Raw genomic sequence first — 23,783 nt, 5'->3', positions numbered from 1 at the left:
CCCTTCCCGGGCGGGGGCTCGGCCGTGGTGTGTCCGAGGGTGCTCAGCGGCCGCCGTTGTACGGCCCGTACGGACCGTCGCTGCTGCTGCCGCGGCGGCGGCCCCAGCCGCTGCCGCCGGAGACCTGCTTCACGGCGGGGCGGACGTCCACGATGTAGACGATGCTCGCGATCACGCCGATGACCGGCAGGAACGACAGCACCGAGAACAGGGCGCTGACCACCAGCGCGAGGCCGAGGACGACGAGCCAGAACACCTTGTTCTGCTTGTCCGCCGCGCGGAAGGCGTCCTCACGGCGGAAGGCGGCGTCGCACAGCCCGAACGCGGCCAGGGCCATGAGCAGGATCTTCAACAACCCCAGGAACCCCGCGAAGCCCAACATCAGCATGCTGTCCACCGCCCGTTCTCTCCCGATTCCTCTGCGGCCACCGTACCCGGAGAAACGGGCCGGACACCCGAGGAGTGCCCGGCCCGTTCCGCCGCTGCTACTTCGCCGGCGGCGTGGTCTTCCGGCCGTTGGTCTTGCGGTTCACCGGGGGCTTGCGGACCGGGGCCGGCTTCTTGGCCGGGGGCTCGGCCACCTTGGACGCGGTGGGGGTGTCGTCCTTCACGGTCACCGGCTCCGTGCGCGGCTCGACCGCGATGGCGAGCTCCTCGACGTCCTCGGCGATCTCCTCGATGCCCTCGGCGGCCTGGCCGCGCCAGTTCCGCACGGTGCTCTCGCCGTGCTCGGCGACCTTCTCGTAGGTCTCGCGGGCCTTCACCGCGTACTCGGCGGCGACGCCGACACCGCGCAGGGCGAAGTCCTGGGCGGTCTCACCGAGCTTCTTCAGGTCGGAGTCGAGGTTGGTGGAGAACTTCTTCAGGTCGGAGTCCAGGGAGTTCAGGAACTCGCCCACCCGGTTCTGGATGGTCGTCTGGGTCTCCTTGACCCGGGTGCCGGCCTCCTTGGCGCGGGCGGCGGCCCGCTCCTGGACGGCCTTGGGGTCGGTGTTGCGCACGGCGTCGATGCGGGCCGGGGCCTCGGTACGGAACTGCTCCACCAGGGCGGGCACCTTCTTGGCCTGCTGCAGGGCCAGGTCCGCGGTGCCCGCGGCGAAGTAGAGCGGCGTCGGGTCGCTGAGGGTCTTGCGCAGGTCGTCGGTGATGGCCATGGTGCGGGACCTCCCGGGTCGTGTGCTGCTGAGGGTTTCAGGTGGTGCTGGTGCGCGGCCGGCCGGCCGGCTGTCCGTCCCGTTTCCGGGCCCTGCGGTCAGCCGGCCGGTCTCCGCTCGGCGGCGGCGCTGCCGCCGGACGTGCGGGTGGGGTGCTCCGCGGAACGGCCGCCGTCCACCGCGGGGGCGGGGCGTATGCCGTCCTCGCCGTCGGCTCCGGGGGTGTCCCCCGGGCCGTCGGGGCGGTCGGCGGGGGTGCCGTGGCCGGTGGGTCCGGCACCGGCCGTGCTCCCCGCGCCGTCGTCCGTGCCCTGGGCCGCCCTGGCGATCCCGAACCCGTTCTCCTTGCGGAAGGACTCGTAGATCTGGAGCAGCACCTGCTTCTGCCGCTCGCTGAGGGAGGGGTCGGCGAGGATGACGGCGCGCGTCTCCACCTCGTCCCGCTCCCGCTCGGCGTCGAGGATCCCGGCCCGCACGTACAGCGTCTCCGCGGAGATGCGCAGCGCCTTGGCGACCTGCTGCAGCACCTCCGCGCTCGGCTTGCGCAGCCCGCGCTCGATCTGGCTCAGGTACGGATTGGACACCCCGGCGGCATCGGCGAGCTGCCGCAGCGACAGCTGCGCATTGCGCCGCTGCTCGCGCAGGTACTCACCGAGGTTGCCGACGTTGAGCGATGCCATGCCCCTACCTTGCACCAGCTTCGCTAACAATTGCAAGCAGTCCGCTTGCAATTGTGCGCCACCCCACGTCCCCCGAGGGGTACCCCGCGACCGCCGGGAGTAACGGACACGCTCACGGCACGGGCGGACGGCCCGCCGGATCCGGGCAGCTCGGCCGGAGCGGGCCGGGGTCGGCCCGGGTGTGTGCACCGGGGCCAGGGTCCTCGGGCATGGGCGAAGGGACCTCCCTGCACTCCACCCGTTCGGCCTACGACACCGTCGCCGCCGGCTCCGAGGTGCTGCCGCGCGACGGGCTGGACGCCAATCCGCCGGTCCGCGGGCCGGACGAACGCGAGCGCCCCACGCTGGACTCTCCCCGCGCACCGGCCTGCCCGGCCCTGAACCCCGCACGGCACGGCCCCGGCGGTACGGCTCAGCCGATGGTGAGCCAGGCCCGGACCGCTGCCAGGTCGGTGTCGGTGAGGCCGCGGCGGTGGTCGACGCGGTGGAGGAGGGCGCGGGCCGTGTGGTGGGCGGCGACCCAGATGCGGTCGACGGCGGTGATCTCGTCGTCGAGCCAGACGAACGGGCGGCCGGCCGCGTGGGCCACCAGCGGCCGCGTCTTCCAGTGCAGCCCCCGCACCTCGTCCGGCCCGCTCTGCGCCGGGTCGGGCCAGTCCACGAGGGGCAGCGGCGGCAGCCCGAGCCGCGGGGCGACGCAGGTGTTCGCATCCTCCAGCCAGGTGGTCGCCCACACCGTCTCGCACCCGAGCGCCGCCAGCCGCGGGCCGAGCGTGGGATCGATCCGGGACAGCAGCGGATGGCCGGCGTCCCCGGGCGAGGGCGGCCCGTGGACGGGGTACGGGCGGGTCGACCCGTACGGGATCAGCGTCCCGTCGACGTCGAGGAAGAGCAGGGTCATCGGCACCAGGATGCGTCCCGGGGCACCGGCGCGCCTCGGGCGTCCCGCTACGCGCGCGCACGTCCGGGGTGGGCACCGGCCACCGAGCGGACCGGCAGGCCCAGGGAGCCGGTGGCCACCGCGAGGGTCGTCGCGTAGGAGTCGACGGCCCTGCGGACGTTGGGGGCGTCCAGGCCCGCCCGGGTCACCAGCCGGTCGAGGTCGACGTAGGCGGACCGGACGGTCTCCAGCCACCCGTACACCCGCCAGTCCCGCTGCCAGCCGGCCGTGCAGCGGGCGGGCATGCGCCGCTCCCAGCGGCGGAACATCCGCTCGCGGATCTCGGGGCGGTTGGGGGTCAGGTGCAGGTGCCGCACCAGGTCGTACAGCGGGTCGCCGACGAGCGCCATCTCCCAGTCGATGACGGTGAGGCCGCGGGCGCCCTCGCGGCGCACCAGGTTCCACGGGTTGAGGTCGCCGTGCAGCAGGGCCAGGGACCGCTCGCCGACCCCGTGGCGGGAGAGGATCTGGCGGAGCCGTTCGGCGTCCGGCAGGCCGAGCTGCCGGGCCAGCTGCTGCGACTCCTTCGGCAGACCCGCGACGAGCAGGACGAGCTGGTCGCAGAGCCAGGTGAAGAAGACCTCCTCGCCGGCGACCGGGTCGAGTTCCCGGTAGTCCACGTCCGCCAGGGCGCAGAGCTGGTCGACGAGCGCGTCCGCCTCGTGCGGCAGCAGGCCGTGCACCGGATGGTCCGGGGGGCGGTCGGCGTCGTCGGGCCCGACGTAGGTGTGGATCGCGAAGGCCTGGCCCCGGTGGCTGTGCCCGAGCGCGAGGGCCCGGGGCGCGTGCACCGGGACCCCGGACCGCTCGATGGCGCGCAGCACGGCGTGCTCGCTGAGGAAGCTCGGCTCCCGGCGGCACACGCGGGCCAGCCGGCGGCGCACCACGACCGGCTGGTCGACCCCGGGCACCCGGACCACCGAGTTGAGGTGGGCCGTGCCCTTGAAGACCCGGCCCGCGGGAGCCATCCCCTCGGCCATCAGGGCGTCGGACACGGCCCGTTCGGGGAAGTCGTCGCGGCGCGGGAGGCGCGGGTCCCAGGTCCACGCGAGGGCGCCGCGCGGGCGGCCGCGCGCGACCACGGTGCGGGAGGCGGTCCAGCGGAAGAGGATCCGCTCGATCTCCGTCCCGTCCGGCACGTCGGCGAGGCCCAGCGGCTCGGCCGCCGCCCGCAGCGCCCGGTGCACGCGGGACGTCGCCCCGTCCAGGTTCTTCTGGTCCTGGGTGCGGGCCAGTTCCGTCGCCGCGCGCATCACGTCCGGGTAGACGGACTGCGCCCGCTCGAAGGCGACGTAGTGGCGCAGGTCCCTGGCCAGGCCGTTGACCGCGGCGGGCCGGACGCGTTCCACGGCCGCCGCCCAGGCGTCCACGACCGCGTCCCGCTGGTGGGCGGGGTAGCGCATCCGCACCAGGTGGGTGGCGAGGTCGTGCAGCGGGTCGCCGTAGGTCGCCAGTTCCCAGTCGACGCAGGTCAGCGGCGGCACCCGGCCGTGCGACAGGATCAGGTTGTCGCGGTGCAGGTCGGTGTGGAGCAGGCCGAAGGGCCGGCGGGCCATCGCGGGCACCCGGGCGGCCAGCCGCGTCAGGGCGTCCTCGGGGATGCCCAGCTGCGCGAACAGCCCGCCGAAACCGGCCACGTTGGGCTGCCGGATCTGCTGGTTCGCCAGGCGGGCCAGCGTGCGCAGGAATCCCTGGCTGTCCGCGTGGTGGCCGGGCCAGCCGGACGGCAGCGGCGGCAGCGCCGCGCGCCGCACCCGGGTCGTCCGCGCGAGCAGGTCCGCGAGCGCGGCGACGTGCAGGGGGTCGACCGGCGTGCCGTCGGGGTACGGGCCGGAGAGCGGGACGCCCTCCACATGGCTGTGGACGGCGAACCCGTCCCCGGCGAACAGGCACCGGGGCGCCTCCGGGAGCACGTGCGCGACGGCGTCCAGCACACGCGTCTCGTCGTCCCAGGTGCGGATCACCACCGGCAGCGCGTCGGTGCGGCGGATCCGCACCGTCACGAGGGTGCCCGGCTCGCGGCCGAGGAGCGCGGCCACCGGCTCCGTCAGCGGTACGACGTGGTTCCGGTGGTGGTGTCCGCCGGTCGGCCGGCCCTGCCGGGCGAGCCGCACGAACGCCTCCATCTCGCGCCGGGCGCGCTCCCCCGGAGTGGGACGGGGGAGGGATGGTGCGCCCACGGCCGCTCCAGACGCTCGCACAGGAAGGAAGGTACGCAAACGGTATGTCACGGACATACCACGCACGACCGGTGCACGAGCCGGGTGGGCGCAAGGGGTGGTGCGCCTCGGCCGTGGGTCCGGCGCGCGTCAGCACCTTCCGGGCCGGCTGTCCCGGCTCTGGGCGTGCTTCACGTGTCCGGCGGAGCTGTTGCCCACGCGGTGCGGGCATGCTACAGCACCACCGCGGGGCGACCTGGACACTTCCGTCACTGCGTACACGGCGTCAGGACGGCCGCGGCGGCGGTCGCTCCGCCGGTGTGCCGGACGGTCGCTCCGGCCGCGTCTCAGGCACGGTCGCGCAGCGCGCGCAGCACCGCCTCCAGGGAGTCGACGACCAGCGCGGCTCCCGCCTCGCGCAGGAGCTTGGCCTTGCGGGGGTTGCGGGCGTAGCCGAGGAACGGGACGCCGGCGCGCAGCGAGGCCTCGTGGTCGGAGGGGGTGTCGCCGATCATCAGGGCGTCGGCGGGGGCCGCGCCCGTCGCGGTCAGGGCCCGGTTGAGGCAGTGCGGGTGGGGCTTGAGGTGGTGGAGCTCCCCGGTGCGGCCGTAGAGGTGGGGGGCGAAGCAGGGCAGCAGGCCGCGGCCCTCCAGGTAGCTGCGCACCACGACGGGCGAGTTGTTCGTGGCGATGGCCAGCCGCGAACCCATGGCCGCCCAGGTGCGGATCAGGGGGTCCGCGTACGGGGTGGGCATCGCCGAGGCCGCCGCCCTCAGCTCCTCCTGGGTGAGGCGCTCCTCCAGCTCGGCCACGAGGTCGCTGTTGGGGTGCCGGCGGTCGACGGCGCGCAGGACGACGTGCGGGTCGAGCGACTCCCGTTCGGGCGCGGACAGCAGACCGCGCAGGCCGCGTCCCTCCAGCCAGTCGGCGAGGTCGCCCGCGACCCGTTCCGCCGAGTGCCCGGCGAACAGCCGGCAGATCGGCCCGTCGAAGTCCCAGAGCACGACCCGTGCCCGTGTGATCGTCTCCCGCAGTCTTTCGGTCGCTTCCCCGGTCATTTCCATCACCGGTTCGGTCTGCGTCGCATCAGAAGTCACTAGGAGAGTGTCAGGTCCGTGGTGATGGTTTCCCAGAGGGCGTCGAACCACTTCTGCGATTCCGCCACGAACGCCGCGTCCCGCCGCCCGGCCGCCTCCTCGAAGGAGAACAGCAGGGACTCGGTGCCCATGACGTCGTACATGTCCAGCAGTCCGGCGTCGGAGGGTTCCTCCCGGCGGGTGATCATGTAGTACGCCATCAGGGCCTCCGCGCCGTTGAGCAGGTACAGCTTCATCGGCGGGGTGAACGGCAGGGCGCGGAAGGTCACCCGGACGTCGATGCCGTGGGTGGCCCGCAGGGCGGTGAGGTTGTGGCGCAGGACGTGGCCCTGGGCGTTGCGCTGGGCCAGCCAGCGCTGGTGCACCGGGTCGTCCTGGCTGTCCCGGTCCACCGAGATCGGGAAGGCCAGGTTGATGTTCCGCGACGGCAGCAGGATGCGGACGTCGATCGACTCCGGGCGGATGCGGCCCTCGTGGATGTGGCGCACGGGCTCGCCGAGCGCCAGCATCAGGGTCTCGGCGGTGAGGCAGGCGGCGTCGATACGGACCTGACGGGCCGCGAAGGCCTCCGTCAGCCGGGGGGCCAGACCGACCATCGTCGGCTGGGGCTCCGCGCGGGCCGGGCTGGGGACGGCCACGCGCGGCGGGCTGCCCTTGGTGACGTTGCTGAGGAGGCCGTCCTCCCGGAGTGACCGCAGGGCCTCGCGGACCGCGCCGCGCTCCACCCCGAACGCACCGGCGAGTTCGGCCTGGGTGGGAAGACGGTCGCCCGGCTTGAGCACACCGGAGCGGATGCGTTCCCGCAGGTGGTCGGCGATCTCCTGGGGCGAGCTCCTTCTGCTGCCGTTCACGGTCACGTTCTCCTGGGTCACGACCAAACGCTACAACTTTGATCCATCTAAAGGCACTTGTTTGAAAGTTGTTTATGAGTAGGTGCCAAGTGGGGACAACTTAAACAGAGTTGGTTGCCAACTTGGTTGAGTTGGCAGAGGTTTTGCCTCCCGCCCCCCGCGCCTCGACCGGCTCCGGTCCACTCCCGCACCGCCCACCGCCCGAAGGGGGAATCGCCGTGCCTGCTCCTGCTCTTCTCTCCGCCGTCCTCGTCGTCGGCTTCGAACAGATCGTCCAGTGGCGGTTCGGCGCCATGGGCGTCGTCGGCCTGCTGACCCTGTCCGTCGGCATCAAGGCCAAGAGCCCCGCCCTCAGCTCCGTCGGGGCGGTGGTCCTGGCGATGCTGCTCGCCGGCCCCGTCCTGTGACGGGCCGAGCACCCGCACCGCGCACCGGCCGGCCGTCCGCCGGCCCCGTGGGAGGCGTCAGGTCGTGAGCTGGAGCTCCGAGCTGATCGTCTCCCACAGTGCGTCGAACCACAGGTGGGACTGCTCGACGAAGGTCGCCTCGCGCGCCCCGGCACCCGGCACGAAGGGGAACAGCAGGGACTGCGTCCCCTCGGCGTCGTAGAGCTCGAGCCGCTCGTGGTCGACCTCCTCCGCACACCGCCGCAGCGTGTAGTACGCGAACAGCGCCTCCGTGCCGTTGAGCAGGTAGAGCTTGACCGGCGGGGTGAAGGGCAGGGCGCGGAAGGCGACCCGCACGTCGATGCCGTGACTGCCGCGCAGGGCCAGCAGGTTGTGGCGGAGCACCTGGCCCTGGGCGTTGCGCTGCCGCAGCCAGCGCCGTCGCAGGCCGCCGGACGCCGGGCCGGACTCCACCGGAGCCGGGAAGGCGAGGTCGATGTCCCGGCTGGGCAGCAGCACGCGCACGTCGACCTTGGCCGGTTTCAGCCGTCCGGCGTGAATCTGCCGCAGGGGTTCGCCGATGGCGAGGGTGAGCGAGATGGAGGTCAGGCAGAGCGCGTCGATCTGCACGTGGGGGGCCGCGAAGGCGGCGGCGATCCGGGGCGCGAGCGCGGGCGTGGTGGGCCGGGGCAGGCCCGCCGGGCCGGCCGCGGGGCCGGCGTCGGGTGCGACGGTCGCCGGGCTGCCCTGGGAGCCGCCGGTCAGCAGGCGCTCCGCCCGCAGGGTGCGCAGGGCCTCGCGCACCGTCCCGCGCTCGACGCCGAACTCCTCGGCGAGCGCGGCCTGGGTGGGCATGCGCCGTCCCGGCCGCAGCTCGCCGGTCCTGATCCGGCGCCGCAGCTCGTCGGCCACCTCGCGGTGTGACCGCCGTGGCCGCTGTGACCTCGTCCGTCCAGTGGCGGAGACGTGTTCCGGGTCCACTCCTCGACGGTACAACTTCGCGCCAACCTCGGGCAGTTCGCGGAAAGGTGGTTATGAGCCGCTTCCCGGCGGAGATAAGAGGAGTGAAGTTGGTGGCCAACTTCACCGACATGGTCGAACTTCCCGAGTGTTGGCCACCAGGGTGACGTCGGGGACTTCGGACCGAGTTCCCTTCCGGAGGGGAGCCGGGAGCCCGGCCGAGCGGCACCTCCCGGTGCCCGGTCACCGCACGGCACCACCGGCACAGCCACAACTCCACAGCCGTCGCACAGCCACAACTCCACAGCCGTCGCACAGCCACAACCGAACACCGGCACAGCCACAACCGAAGATCGGCACACCGCGGATGCGCCATCCGTGACCCCGTCCCCCGCAGGAAGGAGCCTCAGAAGATGTCCGGGCACCACGCGCGCCTGGACGTGCGGAGCAGGGCGTCGGCCTTCCGGGCGGCGCCCGCTCGTTCCTCCCGGACCCGGCCGAGCGCCGCGAGCCGCACCGCCGACTCGTCACCCAGCCACAGGGCCGCCAACTCCCCGACCTCCAGCGCGAGATCCGCACTCCGTGTGGTCGGCGTGCACGACACACCCTCCGGGGAGGCGTCCAGCAGCAGACGCCCGCCGGCGAGCCCGGCCGGGTCGGCGACGTCCAGCACGAGCGCCCCCCGCCCCTCGCAGGTCCGCGTCTCCAGGGCCCGCCGGACGTCCAGGATCCGCACCCACAGGAAGTCCGCCTGCGTGACGATGCCGGCCGCCCGCGGATCGGGCAGGAGCAGCGGGAGCAGATCGTCGGGGGCCCGCCAGCCGCTCCGGACGGACGTGATCCAGTCGACCGAGCACAGGTAGTGCCACAGGGCGCGCTCGGCGGCCGGGGTCACCGCGACCAGGTCCCTCACCCGCAGCGTGTTCTGCGGCTGCTTCGCGTCCCCCCAGGTGTCGTCGCAGTCGTAGGTGACCAGCCCCTCGACCGTGCCGTCCGCCGACCGGTACACCGCGTGGAACGGCTCGGTCCAGGGTTCGTCGGACACGCGCAGCTCGCCGGTCGCGATCCGCCACCAGCGCTCCCCGCGGCTGACCGCGCCGGGCTGGACGCGGCGCAGCCGCTCGTGCAGACCGGGCCCGGTCCTGCGGACCTCCGCGCCGTCCGCGAGGTCGATGCGCCCGCCGCCCTCCGGGCCGGACCACCGGGGGTCGAGGCCGGCGCGGGGCACGTCGACGGTCCACTGGGCGGCCCAGGCGGCGGGTCCGAAGCCGTAGCGGCCGTAGATCGGGTACTCGGCGGCGATCAGCGTGGCGACGACGTCACCGCGCTCCTTCGCGGCCGCGAGGTCCTGGGTCATCATCCGCGTCAGCAGGCCCCGGCGGCGGTGCGTGGCGGCGACGGAGACGTTGGTTATCGCGTTCGCCGGCACCGGGGTGCCGCCGACCGCCGTGAGCTCCTGGTCGAAGGAGCGGAAGGTGGCCACGACCGGGGCCGCCCCGCCCACGCGCGGGGCACCGGCGTCGAAGGCCCCCAGGGTGCGGGACGACGCGAGCGCCGCGCCGCGGCCGGCGACCTCCGCCGCGGACACCTTCGGCGGGCGCAGGAAACCGGTGTGCAGCGTACGGATCCAGGCGGGGTGCTCCGCCTCGGTGACGGGACGGACGTCGAGGTCGGGGCGCAGGGTCATGACGGGACCGTAGGCGGCTCCCGCGACGGTGTCGCGGGAATTTCCCTCCCCGGCCCTCCCGGGCCGGGGTCCGGTCGGTCACAGAAGGAGGTCGTCGACCTGCGCCTCCCCCTCGCGGTACCGGCGGGCGATCTCCGCGCTGCAGTCGTCGGCGGTGCGCTGGAGCCGCTGCCGGCGCCGGGACACCTGCCGCTCGTAGCGCACCAGCCGTGCCATCCCCGCGTTGAGCTCCAGGTCGGTGCGGGCCGCGAGGTCGGACAGCTCGACCTCGCCCAGCATCTCGGCGGCCAGCTGCCGGTACTCCTCGCTGTGCGGGGTGCCGAGCGTCACGTGCCGGGCCGAGGAACGCTGCCGGGCGGGCGCGTCCCGCAGGATCTCCGCGAGCATCTCCACCACCGAGGCGGGCTCGGCCGCGGGCACGGTGTCCCCGGGCTCGCCGGGCCGCCCGCCCGCCGCGGTGTCCTCGCCCGCCGCGTCCGGCTCGGCGGTCGCGGCGGGCGCGGCCCCGCGCCGGGCCAGCTCCGCGCGCAGGATGTCGATGCGCCCCTGCAGCAGCCGGCGCACGTAGCTCAGGTCTGCCTCGTCCCGCTGCGCCTGCCGGCGCAGCGTGCGCAGCTCCGGCAGACTCGGCACGGTCAGGTCGTGCTCCGGTGGATCGCCGGGCAGCCAGGGGCTGTCGGTGCGCTGGACGGGCGGCCGGTGGCTCTCCGTGCCGTCCGCACGGGTCGACGGGACCGCCGCGGACGGCTGCCCGGTACTCGATGTGCTCATGCGCCCCTACCGTCCCCTCGACCGGCGCGTACGGAAGCATCGTGCCACCCGAAGTGGCCCGTATGTGACCGAGTGCCCCCGATCGGCCCCAGATGGGGGGTTACGGAGCAGAAAGAAGCACGATATGGCCGGACCGCCGCGGCCGTCCGCACGGACCGAACCGGCCGACCGGCCCGAAACGGCGCCCGGACGACCCGGCATGATGGTCGGCATGCGTGCAGTGGTGCAGAGGGTGGACGGTGCGAGCGTCGTCGTGGACGGCGAGACGGTCGGGGAGATCGAGGGCGAGGGGCTGTGCGTCCTCGTCGGGATCACCCACGACGACACCAAGGAGAAGGCGGCCCAGCTCGCCCGCAAGCTGTGGTCGATCCGGATGCTGCAGGACGAGCGGTCGTGCAGCGACGTGGACGCCCCGCTGCTGGTCGTCAGCCAGTTCACCCTCTACGGCGACGCCCGCAAGGGCCGCCGCCCCACCTGGAACGCGGCCGCCCCGGGCGAGGTGGCGGAACCGCTGGTCGAGGAGGTGGTGGCCCGGCTGCGCGCGCTCGGCGCGACGGTGGCCACCGGCCGCTTCGGCGCACGCATGCGGGTGTCGCTGGCCAACGACGGCCCGTTCACGGTCCTGCTGGAGATGTGAGCCGGGCGGCCCGGAGGCCGGCGCGGGAGCCTACGGCTCGACCACGACCTCCTGGGCCGCGGCCGTGTCCCCGGCCGTCAGCCGGGCGTCCACCGGGACGTTCCGCTTCACCAGGGCCAGCGCGATCGGGCCGAGCTCGTGGTGGCGGGCGGACGTGGTGACGAAGCCGATCCGGCGTCCGTCCGCGCCCTCGTCCGCGAGGCGCACCTCGTCGCCGTGCACGGGCAGCCGGACCTCGCTGCCGTCGAGGTGCAGGAAGACCAGGCGGCGCGGCGGCTTGCCCAGGTTCTGCACCCGGGCCACCGTCTCCTGGCCGCGGTAGCAGCCCTTCTGCAGGTGCACCGCCGAGCCGATCCAGCCCAGCTCGTGCGGGATGGTGCGGTGGTCGGTCTCGAAGCCGAGCCGCGGGCGGTGCTGTTCCACCCGCAGCGCCTCGAGGGCCAGCAGGCCGACGGGCGGACCGGCCTTCTCCGCGTACGACTCGAGGTCGGCGCGGGGCAGGAAGAGGTCGCGGCCGTAGGCGGTCTCGCGGACCACGACGCCGTCGGGCACCTCGGCGATCGAGCCGGCCGGCAGGTGCACCACCGCGGTGTCGGCGGTGCGGTCGGCGACCTCGACGCGGTAGAAGAACTTCATCGACTCCAGGTAGGCGATCAGCGCCTCCTGCGTGCCGGGCTCCACATGGGCCCAGACCGTGGTGCCGTCGTCCACGAGGTACAGGGCGTGCTCGATGTGGCCGTGCGCCGAGAGGATCAGCGCCTCGGCGGCCTCGCCCACCGGCAGCCCGCTGACGTGCTGGGTGAGCAGCAGGTGGAGCCACGCGAGCCGGTCCTCGCCGGTGACCGTCACGACCCCGCGGTGGGAGAGGTCGACGAATCCGGAGCCGTCGGCGAGGGCGCGCTGTTCGCGGAAGAGGTCGCCGTAGTGCGCGGCGACCCCCTCGTCGACGCCCTCGGCGGCGACGGCACCGGGCAGGGACAGCAGGGGGCTCTTCATGGGCACAGCCTACGAGGTGGAGGGGGAACTCTTGAGCGAACAGGCACGGCACCGGCCGAAGATCGCGAAGTGCTTCATGTCGGTGTCGAAACCGAACTCCTCGCGCAGCTTCGCGGTGAAGTCGGCGGCCACCTCCACGTCCGCCTCGATCACGCCGGTGCAGTCGCGGCAGACCAGGTGGAGATGGTGGTGCCGGTCCGCCAGGTGGTACGTCGGCGCGCCGTGCCCGAGGTGGGCGTGGCTGACCAGCCCCAGCTCCTCCAGCAGCTCCAGCGTCCGGTACACGGTGGAGATGTTGACCCCCGACGCCGTCTTCCTCACTTCGCCGAGGATGTCGTCGGGGGTCGCGTGCTCCAGGGTGTCCACGGCTTCGAGCACGAGTTGCCGCTGCGGGGTCAGCCGATAGCCGCGCTGCCGCAGATCCGTCTTCCAGTCGGTGCTCACCACACTGAAAGTCTAGGGCCGGCCGCCGGGCTCGCTCACTTGAAGAACGCGATCCCGTCGTCCGGCAGGTCGTCGGGGAGGGCCTTGGCCCAGCGCTCGACGTCCTCGGGGGTGACGACCTTCTTCAGGTGCGCCGACATGTAGGGGCGCAGCTCGACCTCGGGGGTCTGCTTCTCGCCCACCCACATCAGGTCGCTCTTCACGTAGCCGTACAGCCGCTTGCCGCCGGTGTAGGGGGCGGAGGCGGCGGTGCGTGCCACGGCGTCGGTGACCAGGTCGATCTGGGGCTTCTGGTGGGCCATCTCGCCGTACCAGATCTCGATCACACCGTCGTCGCGGGTCATCGTGACCTCGACCTTGCGGTCGGCGTCGATCCGCCAGAAGCCGGACTCGGACTCCAGGGGACGGACCTTGTTGCCGTCGTTGTCCAGCACCCAGGTGTGGGAGCGGTACTCCAGGAAGTCCCGCCCGTCGTGGGTGAACGACACCTCCTGGCCGAAGTTGCACTTCTCGGCGCCGGGGAAGTCGTGCACGCCGGCGCCTGCCCAGTTGCCGAGCAGGAAGGCGAGGGGGACCAGGTCCTTGTGGAGGTCGGACGGGATCTCGATCATGAGCAGCTCTTCGTCGTGGCCGTCTGGGTGGTCGGGGTCAGCGCTGGCCCTGGTACAGCTTCTTCACGGTCAGCCCGGCGAAGGCGAGGACGCCGACGCAGACCAGGACCAGCAGGGTTTCGTAGAAGATCTCCACGGGGTGCTCCTCGGTTGAGCCAGGGGGCGGTACGTACACGGGACCGGGCCCCAGCTTAGTCGGCCGGGGTCCGGCCCTCCTGACGAGGTGGGCCGACCGGCCGGGGGCGCCGCCGGGCGGCGGCCGGGGCGGCGTTGACTACGATGCGGAGCATGGCGAAGAAGCTCGTGATCAAGGTGACGGCGGGGGCGGACGCCCCGGAGCGCTGCTCGCAGGCCTTCACCGTCGCCGCGGTGGCCGTGGCCAGCGGAGTCGACGTGTCCCTGTGGCTGACGGGTGAGTCGTCGTGGTTCGCGCTGCCGGGCCGGGCGGCCGGGTTCGAGCTGCCGCACGCGGCCCCGCTGCCCGGTCTGATCGACTCGATCCTGGCGGCCGGCCGGATCACCCTGTGCACCCAGTGCGCGGCCCGCCGCGAGATCACCGAGAAGGACGTCCTGGAGGGCGTGCGGATCGCGGGCGCGCAGGTCTTCGTCCAGGAGGCGATGCAGGACGGCGCGCAGGCGCTCGTCTACTAGGGCGTGTCCGCGACGTCGCGTCGTTCGCCCGCAGAGCGGGCGTCGCGGCGTCCGGTGCGTGCTCTCGGCGTGCCGGCCGGAAGTCCTCGTACGGGGCGTACTCGGGCTTTCGGCCGGTGCGGCGAGAGTGCGTGCCGGGCGTCGCGACGCAGACGGGACTTCACGGACACTCCCTAGGAGTCGCCGACGCGTCCACCGCGGGCCGCGACGCGGTCCCCGTCACGGCCACGGCAGGGCCCGCGGGAATCAGTGGCGCTTCCTGCCGTCCAATTCGTCCCACCACTCGTCGGACTGGGGATCGCCCGACGGGTCGTCCCACCAGCGGTCCTCCGGTCCGCGCCGGTTGGCGACCACGGCGGCGACGGGCGGGATGACCATCGCCACCAGGCACATGGCCACCGCCGCCGGGACCGACCAGATGCGCACCACGCCCCAGGCCAGGACGAACAGCGTGATGCAGAGACCCATCAGGGCGAAGTACACGTGACGCCGTCGTGCGTACATGGCTCCAGCGTAGGTCGCGCGGGCGCTCCCGGACACGTGGGAGGAGGCACCGCACGGCGAAGGGCCGCACCCCGAGGCGTCCAACCCGGGGGGGTGCGGCCCTTGCGCCGGTCTCCGGTGCGGGCTCAGACCGCGATCGCGACCTCCGCGAGGCCGCCCTGCTGGGCGACGACGGTGCGGTCGGCGGTGCCGCCGGGGACGAGGGCACGCAGGGTCCAGGTGCCCTCCGCCGCGTAGAAGCGGAACTGGCCCGTGGCGGAGGTGGGGACCTCCGCGGTGAACTCGCCGGTCGAGTCCAGCAGACGGACGTAGCCCGTCACCGGCTCGCCGTCGCGGGTCACCTGACCCTGGATCGTCGTCTCACCGGGCTTGATCGTCGAGGCGTCGGGGCCGCCGGCCTTCGCTCCACACATGTGTTCTCCAGAGGTTGGGACGGGTCGAAACGGTCTTACTTGCCGGCGCCGAGCTCGATCGGCACACCCACCAGGGAGCCGTACTCGGTCCAGGAGCCGTCGTAGTTCTTGACGTTGGGGACCTGGAGCAGCTCGTGCAGCACGAACCAGGTCAGCGCGGAGCGCTCGCCGATGCGGCAGTAGGCGATGGTGTCCTTGGCCAGGTCGACGTCCTCGGCCCCGTAGAGCTCCTTGAGGGCGTCGTCCGACTTGAAGGTGCCGTCGTCGTTGGCGTTCTTCGACCACGGGATGTTCTTCGCGCTGGGCACGTGGCCCGGACGCTGCGACTGCTCCTGCGGCAGGTGCGCCGGGGCGAGCAGCTTGCCGGAGAACTCGTCGGGGGACCGCACGTCGACCAGGTTCTGGCTGCCGATGGCGGCGATCACGTCGTCGCGGAAGGCGCGGATGGAGGCGTCCTGCGGCTCGGCCCGGTAGACGGTGCTCGGGCGCTCGGGCACGTCGGTGCCGTCGACCAGCTCGCGGGCGTCCAGCTCCCACTTCTTGCGGCCGCCGTCGAGCAGCTTGACGCCCTCGTGGCCGTAGAGCTTGAAGTACCAGTACGCGTACGAGGCGAACCAGTTGTTGTTGCCGCCGTAGAGGATCACCGTGTGGTCGTTGGCGATGCCCTTCCCCGACAGGAGCTTCTCGAAGCCCTCCTGGTCGATGAAGTCGCGGCGGACCGGGTCCTGGAGGTCCTTGGTCCAGTCGATGCGGATCGCGTTCCTGATGTGGTTCTTGTCGTAGGCCGAGGTGTCCTCGTCCACCTCGACGACGACGAGGTCCGGGTCGTCCAGGTGGTCCTGCAGCCAGTCGGCGTCGACCAGGACGTCGCTACGGCTCATGCTCAATCTCCTCCGGGGCAGATGCGGCGGGGCGTGCGTGGGGTGCGGGTACGCGCTTCGGCGATGGCGTGCGCGGCGCACGGAAGGCCCGCAGTCGGGCGCGGGGCCGGCGATACGGGAGGCGGAGGCTCCCGCTCAGAAGGGGCGACAGAGCATGGCGGCAACGCGGCACAGGTCCACTGCCCGCCGCTTCGTGAGATCCGCCTGTCGCTTCATGTGCCCGATCGTAGGGAGCGACGGGCGGCCGTGTCACCGGCGTGTCGCATGATGAGATGCGATCGTCCACCATGCGAGAGGCCTGGTGTCGTCGGGGCAGCACCGGGGGCTCCCCGCCGCTCGGCCGGGGCGGTGCATCTGCGGTGCGGACCAGGCCGTCTCGCCTGTCGGACACCGGCGATTCGGGGCGCCTCCGGAGACGGGTCCCGGAACCCGCCGTGCCCTGCCGCCGCGCGGCTTCGGAGCCCCACCGTCCGGCGCCACCCGCGGGCGCCGGGCTCCGGACGCCCGCCGGGGAGCACGGGACGGCCCTCAGCCGGCCAGCTTGACGTGCGAACCCTTCACCGTGATCTCGACGCCGTCCTTCGCGGCCCGCACCGAGTCCACCCGGATCCCGCCGGGCAGCCGGTCGACGGCCTGCTGGAAGTCGGTGATGGCCCGGACGCGGCTCTCGGCGATCTCGGCGCCGCCGAGCGCGGGAAGGGCGTCGGCCTTCACCCGCACCTCGTCGCCCTGGACCGTGACCGAGCTGAGCACGGCCACCGGGCGGGGCAGCCGGGCGCCGAGCACCGTGGCCTCCACGGCCACCTTGATCTTGCCGTTGCCGCCGTCGGACAGGCCGACCACCCGGGCGGTGATGCCCGGCGCGACGCGGGTGGGCTCGGACTTGGCGGTCCGCAGCAGTTCGGAGTAGGAGATGGTCGCGGTGCCGGTCGCCGAGTCGGCGGTGGCCGCGTGGTAGTCGCCGGAGAGGACCACGCCCCGGAGGTCGGCGTGGAGGCCGTCGATGCGGATCTTCTGGCCGTCGCCGGTGGCCGCCTCGTAGTGCCCGATGCCGACCTCGACGTCGTCGAGCTCGCCGCTCGCGACCTGGGTGAGGAAGGGGAAGCCCTTGATGGACACGTCCGGGGTGCTGTTCAGGTTCTCGCTGGTCCGCAGCCTGTCCGCCGCCTCGCCCTCGGCGAAGTGCACCGCGAGCCGGTCGGCCGCCGTGAACAGCCCGCCCAGGACCACGACGAGGATCAGAAGTATTCGCAGCGCGCGCATGGTTCCCCACCTCGGCCTTCCGGGGCGGCCGGCCGGCCGCCCCGGCGCGAGCGTAACCCGGGCGGCAAGACCTTCCGGCGGATTGTCGATCACCTGTGACATGTGCGGGCCCGGACAGCGGACCGCCCCCGGACCGGCGGGTGGGGCACGGTCGCGGGGGGCGGTCGGGAAAGCGGAGGGATCCAGGGCCTCTCGTTTGGATCATGCCGGGCTCGCGGGCCCTGGCACCGCGCCCTGATCCGGCATGATCCGAACGAAAGACCCTAGCCGAGCGCGCGTCCCAGCACCCACACCGCCGGGGCCGCGGCCGCCAGCGGCAGGGCCACACCGGCCGTGAAGTGCACGAAGCGCGAGGGGTAGTCGTAGCTCGCCGCGCGGTGGCCGACCAGGGCGCACACCGCGGCGCCCCCGCCGAGCAGCGCGCCCGCGGCGCCCGTCCCGGTCGCGCTGCCGACCGCGATGCCCGCACCGGCCGCCGCGAGCAGCGCGACGACCACCGAGACCGGGGTGGGCAGCGGGAGCGCACGGGCCAGGACTGCCACGGCGACCGCCGTCGCGCCGATCGCGACCGCGTCCGCCCCGGCGGCGAGGTAGCCGGTCGCGATGATCGCCAGGGCCGCGGCGGCCACGGTCGCCATCAGCCCGTACATCCGCTCGTCCGGGTCGGCGTGGGACCGCAGCTGGAGCACGAGGGTGAGCAGCACCCACACCCCGAGCGTGCCGAGGATCGCGGCCGGCGCGTGCTCCCGGCCCGCGCCCAGCACGGCCGCGTCCGCGGCCAGCGCGCCCGCGAAGCCGAGGGCGATGCCCTGCCGCGCGGGCCACATGCCGTTCAGCCGGAACCACCCCGCCGCGGTCACCCCCTGGAGCACGACGAGCGGGACGAGCAGCGCGAACGAGCCGAGCTCGGCCGTCCCGGCGAGCAGCAGCCCGAGCAGCGCCGTGAGCGCGGCCGGCTGCATCCCCGGCTCGATGACCGGCGAGCGGCCCTCGGCACGGGCCCGCTGCGCGTCGGTGACGCGGGTGTTTCCGGCCACGGTGGCCGGGCCGTACTCCGGCGCCTCCCCCGAGCCGCCCGCCGCCGCGGTGCCCGTGGGAGCCCCGGCGGAGGCCGCCGGGAGAGGGCCGCCGGACGCGCCGCGCGCGGCCGCCCCCTGGTGCCCCACGGGCGGGAGGTACGCGGTCTGCGCGGCCGCCGGGTCCTGCGGCCGGACCGGCGGCAGGTACGCGGTCTCCGCCAGCGCGGCCGGCTCCTGCTGCCCCACGGGCGGCAGGTACGCGGTCTCCGCCGGCGCGGCCGGCTGGTGCGCCCGGGTGCGGGACTCCCAGGTCTGCCCCTGCCACTGCTGGGTGTGCTGCTGCCCGGCCCGCGGGTCGTCGGGGGCGCCCGGCCGGCCGGGCCACTGCTGCCGCGGGTCCCCGGACTGCGCCTGCGGCCCTGCCTCCGGGTACGGCTGCGCCTGCGGGTACGGCTGGGCCTGCGGATGCGGGTGGTGCGGGTACGCCTGCGGGTACGCCTGCTGCCCCGGCTGCCCGTACGCCTGGTCCGGCTGGGACGGGTCGGCGTGCGGGTACGGCTGCTGCGGCCGGCCGTACTGCTGCGCGTACGGGTCGTAGCCCTCGTAGGGGGCCCCTTCATGCGGCCGGTCGGTCATCGTTCACCCTCCTGCGAACGGGGGGAGCACCTCGACCGTGCCGCCCTCGGTCAGCCGTACCGTGTCATGTCCGCGGGTCCCCACGGGGTCACCGTCGATGAGGAACGAGCAGCGCAGCAGCACGCGGGCGAGGTCGCCGGGGTGCTCCGCGCGCACCGCGTCGAGCGCCTGTGCGAGCGTGTCCGCCTCGTACGGCTCCTCGGCGACCCCGGCCGCGGCCTTCGCCGCAGCCCAGTAGCGCACCGTGACCTGTGCCATCCCGTCCCTCGGTTCCTCGGCAGTGAACAGGGCCAGGCTAGCCCGCCCGCGCGGCGGCCCAGTCCCCGATGCGGTGCAGCAGGCCGTCCGCGGCCGCGTGCTCGGCGTGGCCCATGCCCGGTTCGATCCACAGTTCGCCGTGGTCACCGGCGGCCTCGGCCAGCATGCGGGGGTGGTCCAGGGGGAAGTACGCGTCCTGGTCGCCGTGCACGATCAGCAGCGGGACGGGCGCGATCCGGCCGGCCGCCTCGACCGGGGGCAGCGGGACCGGGTCCCAGTCCCGGTGGTGGATGCGGGTCCGCAGGCCGTAGCGGCCCACCAGCCGGCCCTCGGGGCGGGTGACCAGCCAGTGCAGCCGGCGCATGGGGGCCGTGCCCCGGTAGTACCAGCGGGCCGGGGAGCTCACCGAGACCACCGCGTCCGGCCGCGCCCCCGCCGCGGCCGGGGTGCCGTCGGCCGCGCCGCCGAGGGCCGCCTGCCGCAGGACGACCGAGCCGCCCATGGAGAAGCCGACGGTCACCGCGCGCGCGTGCCCGAACCCGCGCGCCCATGCCACCGCCGCCGCGAGGTCGAGCACCTCCCGGTCGCCGACCGTCGAGCGCCCGCCCGAGGCGCCGTGGCCGCGGAAGGAGAAGGTGACCACCGCGCCGTGCCGGGCGAGGGCCCGCGCCACCCGGCGCACCTGCGGCCGGTCCAGGTCGCCGGTGAAGCCGTGGGCGACCACGAACACCGGCCCGCCGGGTGCGCTCCCGGCCGCTCCCGGCTCGTACCGGGCGTCGACATCCACCCCGTCCGCCGTGCGCAGATACATGCGGACCCTGGCGGGTAGGGGTGTCTCAGACTCCGGGACGATCGCCGAACGTGCCACATGATCTGCCGAACCCGAGCTCATGTCGGCTATTCTGCTGGGAAGAGGACTCGGGCAGCGACGCCCCCGGGTCCTTTTGTGCTTTCGGACCGTTGTACACGACGCGGGAGAAACCGCAGGTGTACGGGGCGACGGGGCGCACCGCGGTCCTCCGGGGCCGCAGCGGGTCCCCCGGGGCACGGGATTCGCACCACGTACGAGGCAGTGCCGCAGACGTCCTCGCAGGGACCGAGGAGGAACCAGACGCCATGGACGAGCGAACCGAGCACGAACGCACGACGATCCGGTCCGGGGGATCCCCCCGGACCGCGCGGAACCGAGGGCTCGGGGGTGGGGCGCGATGAGTTCCCTCCTGCTCCTGACCAACGCCCTCCAGCCGTCCGCGGAGGTGCTTCCCGCTCTCGGCCTGCTGCTGCACAACGTGCGGGTGGCCCCGGCGGAGGGCCCGGCCCTGGTGGACACCCCGGGCGCCGACGTCATCCTGATCGACGGGCGGCGCGACCTGCCGCAGGTGCGCAGCCTGTGCCAGCTGCTGCGCTCCACCGGCCCCGGCTGCCCGCTGGTCCTCGTCGTGACGGAGGGCGGCCTCGCGGCGGTCACCGCCGACTGGGGCATCGACGACGTGCTGCTCGACACCGCCGGGCCGGCCGAGGTCGAGGCCCGGCTGCGGCTGGCCATGGGCCGGCAGCAGCTGGTCAACGACGACTCCCCGATGGAGATCCGCAACGGCGACCTGTCGGTGGACGAGGCGACCTACAGCGCCAAGCTCAAGGGCCGGGTGCTGGACCTCACCTTCAAGGAGTTCGAGCTGCTGAAGTACCTCGCGCAGCACCCGGGCCGCGTCTTCACCCGCGCCCAGCTGCTGCAGGAGGTCTGGGGCTACGACTACTTCGGCGGCACCCGGACCGTCGACGTGCACGTGCGGCGGCTGCGCGCCAAGCTCGGCCCGGAGCACGAGTCGCTGATCGGCACGGTCCGCAACGTCGGCTACCGGTTCGTCACTCCCGAGAAGCCCGAGCGCTCCGCAGGCGGCGCCTCCCGGACGGGCGGGACCGCGGGCAAGGCCGCCGAGAAGAGCAGGACGGCCGGGGCCACCGGGGCAAAGCGGGACGATGCGGACACTCCGGCGGGCACGGTGAAGGCGGAGGCCGGCGCGGAGGCGTGACGGGGCGCCGGGCAGGGCATTGCTTCCGCACATCCACCGTGCGATACGCCCTGCCCGGAGGGGGTCAATCCGCGTAGACTCCGCGCGTGGCAAAGGTGACTCGGGACGATGTGGCGCGGCTGGCGGGGACGTCCACCGCCGTGGTGAGCTACGTCATCAACAACGGACCCCGGCCGGTCGCCCCGGCCACGCGGGAGCGCGTGCTCGCCGCGATCAAGGAACTGGGGTACCGGCCCGACCGGGTCGCCCAGGCCATGGCCTCGCGGCGCACCGACCTGATAGGTCTCATCGTCCCCGACGCCCGGCAGCCGTTCTTCGGCGAGATGGCGCACGCGGTCGAGTGGGCGGCGGCCGAGCGCGGCAAGATGGTCCTGGTCGGCAACTCGGACTACGTGAGCGAGCGCGAGGTCCACTACCTGCGGGCCTTCCTGGGGATGCGCGTCTCCGGGCTGATCCTGGTCAGCCACGCGCTGAACGACCACGCCGCCGCCGAGATCGACGCCTGGGACGCCCGGGTGGTGCTGCTGCACGAGCGGCCCGAGGCCATCGACGACGTCGCCGTCGTCACCGACGACCTGGGGGGTGCCCAGCTGGCCGTCCGGCACCTGCTGGAGCACGGCCACGAGTACGTCGCCTGCATGGGCGGCACGGCCGAGACCCCCGCCGTGGGCGACCCGGTCTCCGACCACGTCGAGGGCTGGCGGCGCGCCATGGCCGAGGCCGGCATCCCGACCGAGGGCCGGCTCTTCGAGGCCCCGTACAACCGCTACGACGCCTACCGGGTCGCCCTGGAGATCCTCGCCGGGCCGAACCGCCCGCCGGCCGTCTTCTGCTCCACCGACGACCAGGCCATCGGCCTGCTGCGGGCGGCGCGCGAGCTGCGGATCGACGTGCCCGGCGAGCTGGCCGTGGCCGGCTTCGACGACATCAAGGAGGCGGCCCTCGCGGACCCGCCGCTGACCACGGTCGCCTCGGACCGGTCGGCGATGGCGCGGGCCGCGGTCGACCTCGTCCTGGACGACGGGCTCCGGGTGGCGGGCTCGCGCCGGGAGCGCCTGAAGGTCTTCCCGTCGCGCCTGGTCCTGCGCGGGTCCTGCGGCTGCGGCTGAGCGGGCTCCGGGGCGGCTCCGGCCCCCCGGCCGCGGCGCCCTTATATCGGGCATACGAGGTTCTGTCGGGCTTCTCAGGCGGGACTCAGGAGCCTCTCATGATCACGGGTCACTCTCCTTGTCATGAGTGAGAGCATCCGCCGCAGCGGCGAGTACGACCACGCCCAGGGTGACGCGACCCAGCCGGCCGCGTACCCCCGGCAGCAGCACGCCTCCTCCCCCGTGAACCCGGAGTGGCCCCCGCCGCCGGCCCACGCGCCGGACCCGGTCGCGTTCGCCGGCGGCGGGAGCACCCCGTACGGCGGAGGCGTGCGGGGCGGCGGAGGCGCGCAGGGCGGCTGGGCCGGCTGGGGCGGCCACGGCGGAGGTCCCGGGGGGACGGGGACCTTCGCGGCGGAGCCCGCGCCCGCACCGCACCGGCGCGCCAGGGGCACCACGGCGCTGCTCGCGGCCGTGGCGATCGCCGCCGCCGCCATCGGGGGCGGCACCGCCTACGCCTTCCAGGAGCTGACCGGCAGGAACGCGGCCGCCGCCGGCGGCACCAGCGCCAACGCGGTGCCCGCCGGCCAGCGGGGCAGCATCGCGGCGATCGCCAAGGCGGTCAGCCCGAGCGTGGTCGAGGTCAACGCCACCCTCCCCGACGGCTCCTCCACCGGCTCCGGCGTGGTCGTCACCGGCGGCGGCGAGGTCGTCACCAACAACCACGTCGTCGCGGGCGCCTCGTCGGTCAAGGTGCGCACCAGCGACGGCCACCAGTACAGCGCGCGGGTCGTCGGCACCGACAGCTCCAAGGACCTCGCCCTGATCGACCTGCAGGGCGCCTCCGGCCTCAAGCCCGCCGCCCTCGGCGACTCCGCCGGCGTCGCGGTCGGCGACCAGGTCGTGGCCATCGGCTCCCCCGAGGGCCTCACCGGCACCGTCACCAGCGGCATCGTCTCGGCCCTTGACCGCGACGTGACCGTCTCCACCGACGAGAGCCAGGCGCAGGGCGGCGGCGGCGACGGACGCTGGCCGTTCCAGTTCGGCGGCCGGGAGTTCAACGGCGACACCGGCTCCTCCACCACCACGTACAGGGCGATCCAGACGGACGCGTCGCTGAACCCGGGCAACTCCGGCGGCGCACTGATCGACACCAGCGGCAACGTCATCGGCATCAACTCCGCGATGTACTCGTCCGGTTCCAGCACGGACTCGTCCAACGCGGGCAGCGTCGGCCTCGGTTTCGCGATCCCGGTCGACATCGTCAAGTCCGACCTGGCGAAACTGCGTTCAGGCTCCCAGAGCTGAAGCGGGCCCCTGCCGGGCAGACGGGTTCCACGAGCGCGTGAGCGAGTGAGAAGGAGTACGTCATGATCCAGCACGATCTGCACGAGACCACCGGCACCACCGAGACCTCCTCCCCCGCCGAGACCACCCGCGGCCTGCCCGCCGCCCGGATCCACGCCGCATCGGACCGCCCCCTCCCCGAGATCTCCGTCCCCGAGCTGATGGGCCTGCGCATCCCGGCCGGCCACCGCACGCACCGCCACAAGGTCCCGCTGCGCCGCCTGACCGCGGTCCGCGGCTGACCGGGACCGGACGGCCGCGCCCGACCCGCCCCGCCGCTCGCCGCCATCCGCCCCACGGGCCGGAAACGTGCGACG

General features: G+C 73.8%; 28 protein-coding genes. 7 read left to right on the top strand and 21 right to left on the bottom strand.

The annotated features are described in order from the left end of the window. Positions 1-43: 43 nt before the first annotated feature. The 7 genes from P3H78_RS17375 to P3H78_RS17345 all read right to left on the bottom strand — a co-directional run bounded on the left by P3H78_RS17375 (position 44) and on the right by P3H78_RS17345 (position 6,908). Positions 44-388, bottom strand: coding sequence for a DUF2516 family protein (locus P3H78_RS17375; RefSeq protein ID WP_276110138.1), 345 nt, complete (start codon positions 386-388; stop codon positions 44-46). Positions 389-485: 97 nt separating this feature from the next. After that, a complete protein-coding gene (locus P3H78_RS17370) occupies positions 486-1,154 on the bottom strand; it encodes a hypothetical protein (protein ID WP_276109914.1) in 669 nt (222 codons plus the stop codon). Between the two features lie 98 nt (positions 1,155-1,252). Then, the gene (locus P3H78_RS17365; protein ID WP_276109913.1) at positions 1,253-1,834 is read right to left on the bottom strand and encodes a helix-turn-helix domain-containing protein; all 582 of its coding nucleotides are present in this window, start codon (positions 1,832-1,834) and stop codon (positions 1,253-1,255) included. Between the two features lie 412 nt (positions 1,835-2,246). Then, positions 2,247-2,735, bottom strand: coding sequence for an HAD domain-containing protein (locus P3H78_RS17360; RefSeq protein WP_276109912.1), 489 nt, complete (start codon positions 2,733-2,735; stop codon positions 2,247-2,249). Positions 2,736-2,782: 47 nt separating this feature from the next. After that, positions 2,783-4,954 carry an aminoglycoside phosphotransferase family protein gene (locus P3H78_RS17355; protein WP_276109911.1) on the bottom strand — a complete coding sequence of 724 codons (2,172 nt, stop codon included), beginning with the start codon at positions 4,952-4,954 and terminating at the stop codon, positions 2,783-2,785. 326 nt (positions 4,955-5,280) lie between these two features. Further along, positions 5,281-6,081: an HAD family hydrolase gene (locus P3H78_RS17350; protein WP_276109910.1), complete on the bottom strand. Its 801-nt coding sequence runs from the start codon at positions 6,079-6,081 to the stop codon at positions 5,281-5,283. After that, a complete protein-coding gene (locus P3H78_RS17345) occupies positions 6,030-6,908 on the bottom strand; it encodes a FadR/GntR family transcriptional regulator (protein WP_276109909.1) in 879 nt (292 codons plus the stop codon). The genes P3H78_RS17350 and P3H78_RS17345 overlap by 52 nt, the downstream gene beginning before the upstream one ends. A gap of 191 nt (positions 6,909-7,099) precedes the next feature. Between P3H78_RS17345 and P3H78_RS17340 the strand changes: the two genes are divergently transcribed. Then, positions 7,100-7,288 carry a hypothetical protein gene (locus P3H78_RS17340; RefSeq protein ID WP_276109908.1) on the top strand — a complete coding sequence of 63 codons (189 nt, stop codon included), beginning with the start codon at positions 7,100-7,102 and terminating at the stop codon, positions 7,286-7,288. A gap of 57 nt (positions 7,289-7,345) precedes the next feature. On the opposite strand, the gene P3H78_RS17335 is transcribed toward P3H78_RS17340, so the two are convergent. From P3H78_RS17335 to P3H78_RS17325, 3 genes are all read right to left on the bottom strand, one after another. Next, complete coding sequence (locus P3H78_RS17335; RefSeq protein WP_276109907.1) at positions 7,346-8,248, bottom strand: winged helix-turn-helix domain-containing protein; 903 nt, start codon at positions 8,246-8,248, stop codon at positions 7,346-7,348. Between the two features lie 385 nt (positions 8,249-8,633). After that, positions 8,634-9,914 (bottom strand): GNAT family N-acetyltransferase, encoded by a 1,281-nt coding sequence (locus P3H78_RS17330; RefSeq protein WP_276109905.1) that lies wholly within the window; start codon positions 9,912-9,914, stop codon positions 8,634-8,636. A 78-nt stretch (positions 9,915-9,992) separates the two neighbouring features. Next, a complete protein-coding gene (locus tag P3H78_RS17325; protein WP_276109904.1) occupies positions 9,993-10,685 on the bottom strand; it encodes an RsiG family protein in 693 nt (230 codons plus the stop codon). A gap of 211 nt (positions 10,686-10,896) precedes the next feature. Here P3H78_RS17325 and dtd point away from each other — a divergent pair, with 211 nt between their 5' ends. Further along, positions 10,897-11,322, top strand: a complete 426-nt coding sequence (dtd, locus tag P3H78_RS17320; protein ID WP_276109903.1) for a D-aminoacyl-tRNA deacylase — start codon at positions 10,897-10,899, stop codon at positions 11,320-11,322. Positions 11,323-11,352: 30 nt separating this feature from the next. Here the strand turns inward: dtd and ygfZ are convergent, their stop codons facing one another. The 3 genes from ygfZ to P3H78_RS17305 are packed head-to-tail and all read right to left on the bottom strand — an operon-like array spanning position 11,353 to position 13,373. Beyond that, on the bottom strand, positions 11,353-12,318 hold the full coding sequence (ygfZ, locus tag P3H78_RS17315; protein WP_276109902.1) for a CAF17-like 4Fe-4S cluster assembly/insertion protein YgfZ: 966 nt from the start codon (positions 12,316-12,318) through the stop codon (positions 11,353-11,355). 9 nt (positions 12,319-12,327) lie between these two features. Beyond that, positions 12,328-12,765 (bottom strand): Fur family transcriptional regulator, encoded by a 438-nt coding sequence (locus tag P3H78_RS17310; RefSeq protein ID WP_276109901.1) that lies wholly within the window; start codon positions 12,763-12,765, stop codon positions 12,328-12,330. 32 nt (positions 12,766-12,797) lie between these two features. Then, complete coding sequence (locus P3H78_RS17305; RefSeq protein WP_276109900.1) at positions 12,798-13,373, bottom strand: heme-binding beta-barrel domain-containing protein; 576 nt, start codon at positions 13,371-13,373, stop codon at positions 12,798-12,800. Between the two features lie 288 nt (positions 13,374-13,661). Here P3H78_RS17305 and P3H78_RS17300 point away from each other — a divergent pair, with 288 nt between their 5' ends. Beyond that, complete coding sequence (locus P3H78_RS17300) at positions 13,662-14,024, top strand: DsrE family protein (protein ID WP_276109899.1); 363 nt, start codon at positions 13,662-13,664, stop codon at positions 14,022-14,024. 246 nt (positions 14,025-14,270) lie between these two features. Here the strand turns inward: P3H78_RS17300 and P3H78_RS17295 are convergent, their stop codons facing one another. From P3H78_RS17295 to P3H78_RS17265, 8 genes are all read right to left on the bottom strand, one after another. Then, positions 14,271-14,528: a DUF3099 domain-containing protein gene (locus P3H78_RS17295; protein WP_276109898.1), complete on the bottom strand. Its 258-nt coding sequence runs from the start codon at positions 14,526-14,528 to the stop codon at positions 14,271-14,273. A gap of 125 nt (positions 14,529-14,653) precedes the next feature. Next, positions 14,654-14,941 carry a DUF1416 domain-containing protein gene (locus P3H78_RS17290; RefSeq protein WP_006348354.1) on the bottom strand — a complete coding sequence of 96 codons (288 nt, stop codon included), beginning with the start codon at positions 14,939-14,941 and terminating at the stop codon, positions 14,654-14,656. Positions 14,942-14,976: 35 nt separating this feature from the next. Continuing rightward, positions 14,977-15,822 carry a sulfurtransferase gene (locus P3H78_RS17285; protein ID WP_276109897.1) on the bottom strand — a complete coding sequence of 282 codons (846 nt, stop codon included), beginning with the start codon at positions 15,820-15,822 and terminating at the stop codon, positions 14,977-14,979. A gap of 135 nt (positions 15,823-15,957) precedes the next feature. Next, positions 15,958-16,038 carry an Ms5788A family Cys-rich leader peptide gene (locus tag P3H78_RS33425; protein WP_350751515.1) on the bottom strand — a complete coding sequence of 27 codons (81 nt, stop codon included), beginning with the start codon at positions 16,036-16,038 and terminating at the stop codon, positions 15,958-15,960. Positions 16,039-16,350: 312 nt separating this feature from the next. Continuing rightward, a complete protein-coding gene (locus P3H78_RS17280) occupies positions 16,351-17,085 on the bottom strand; it encodes an LmeA family phospholipid-binding protein (protein WP_276109896.1) in 735 nt (244 codons plus the stop codon). A 263-nt stretch (positions 17,086-17,348) separates the two neighbouring features. After that, positions 17,349-18,740, bottom strand: coding sequence for a hypothetical protein (locus P3H78_RS17275; RefSeq protein ID WP_276109895.1), 1,392 nt, complete (start codon positions 18,738-18,740; stop codon positions 17,349-17,351). A gap of 3 nt (positions 18,741-18,743) precedes the next feature. Next, positions 18,744-18,998 carry a MoaD/ThiS family protein gene (locus P3H78_RS17270; RefSeq protein ID WP_276109894.1) on the bottom strand — a complete coding sequence of 85 codons (255 nt, stop codon included), beginning with the start codon at positions 18,996-18,998 and terminating at the stop codon, positions 18,744-18,746. Between the two features lie 37 nt (positions 18,999-19,035). After that, positions 19,036-19,890 (bottom strand): alpha/beta hydrolase, encoded by an 855-nt coding sequence (locus P3H78_RS17265; protein WP_276109893.1) that lies wholly within the window; start codon positions 19,888-19,890, stop codon positions 19,036-19,038. Between the two features lie 316 nt (positions 19,891-20,206). On the opposite strand from P3H78_RS17265, the gene P3H78_RS17260 reads away from it, so the two are divergent. The 4 genes from P3H78_RS17260 (at position 20,207) to P3H78_RS17245 (ending at position 23,708) form a co-directional block, all read left to right on the top strand. Beyond that, positions 20,207-21,031 (top strand): response regulator transcription factor, encoded by an 825-nt coding sequence (locus tag P3H78_RS17260; protein WP_276109892.1) that lies wholly within the window; start codon positions 20,207-20,209, stop codon positions 21,029-21,031. A gap of 86 nt (positions 21,032-21,117) precedes the next feature. Next, positions 21,118-22,140 (top strand): LacI family DNA-binding transcriptional regulator, encoded by a 1,023-nt coding sequence (locus tag P3H78_RS17255; RefSeq protein ID WP_276109891.1) that lies wholly within the window; start codon positions 21,118-21,120, stop codon positions 22,138-22,140. A gap of 123 nt (positions 22,141-22,263) precedes the next feature. Beyond that, positions 22,264-23,427, top strand: a complete 1,164-nt coding sequence (locus tag P3H78_RS17250; protein WP_276109890.1) for a S1C family serine protease — start codon at positions 22,264-22,266, stop codon at positions 23,425-23,427. Between the two features lie 62 nt (positions 23,428-23,489). Further along, positions 23,490-23,708, top strand: a complete 219-nt coding sequence (locus tag P3H78_RS17245) for a hypothetical protein (RefSeq protein WP_276109889.1) — start codon at positions 23,490-23,492, stop codon at positions 23,706-23,708. Positions 23,709-23,783: the final 75 nt, after the last annotated feature.

Source organism: Streptomyces tropicalis, assembly GCF_029269835.1.
Classification (GTDB): domain Bacteria; phylum Actinomycetota; class Actinomycetes; order Streptomycetales; family Streptomycetaceae; genus Streptomyces; species Streptomyces tropicalis.
This window is presented reverse-complemented; position numbering and strand designations above follow the sequence as displayed.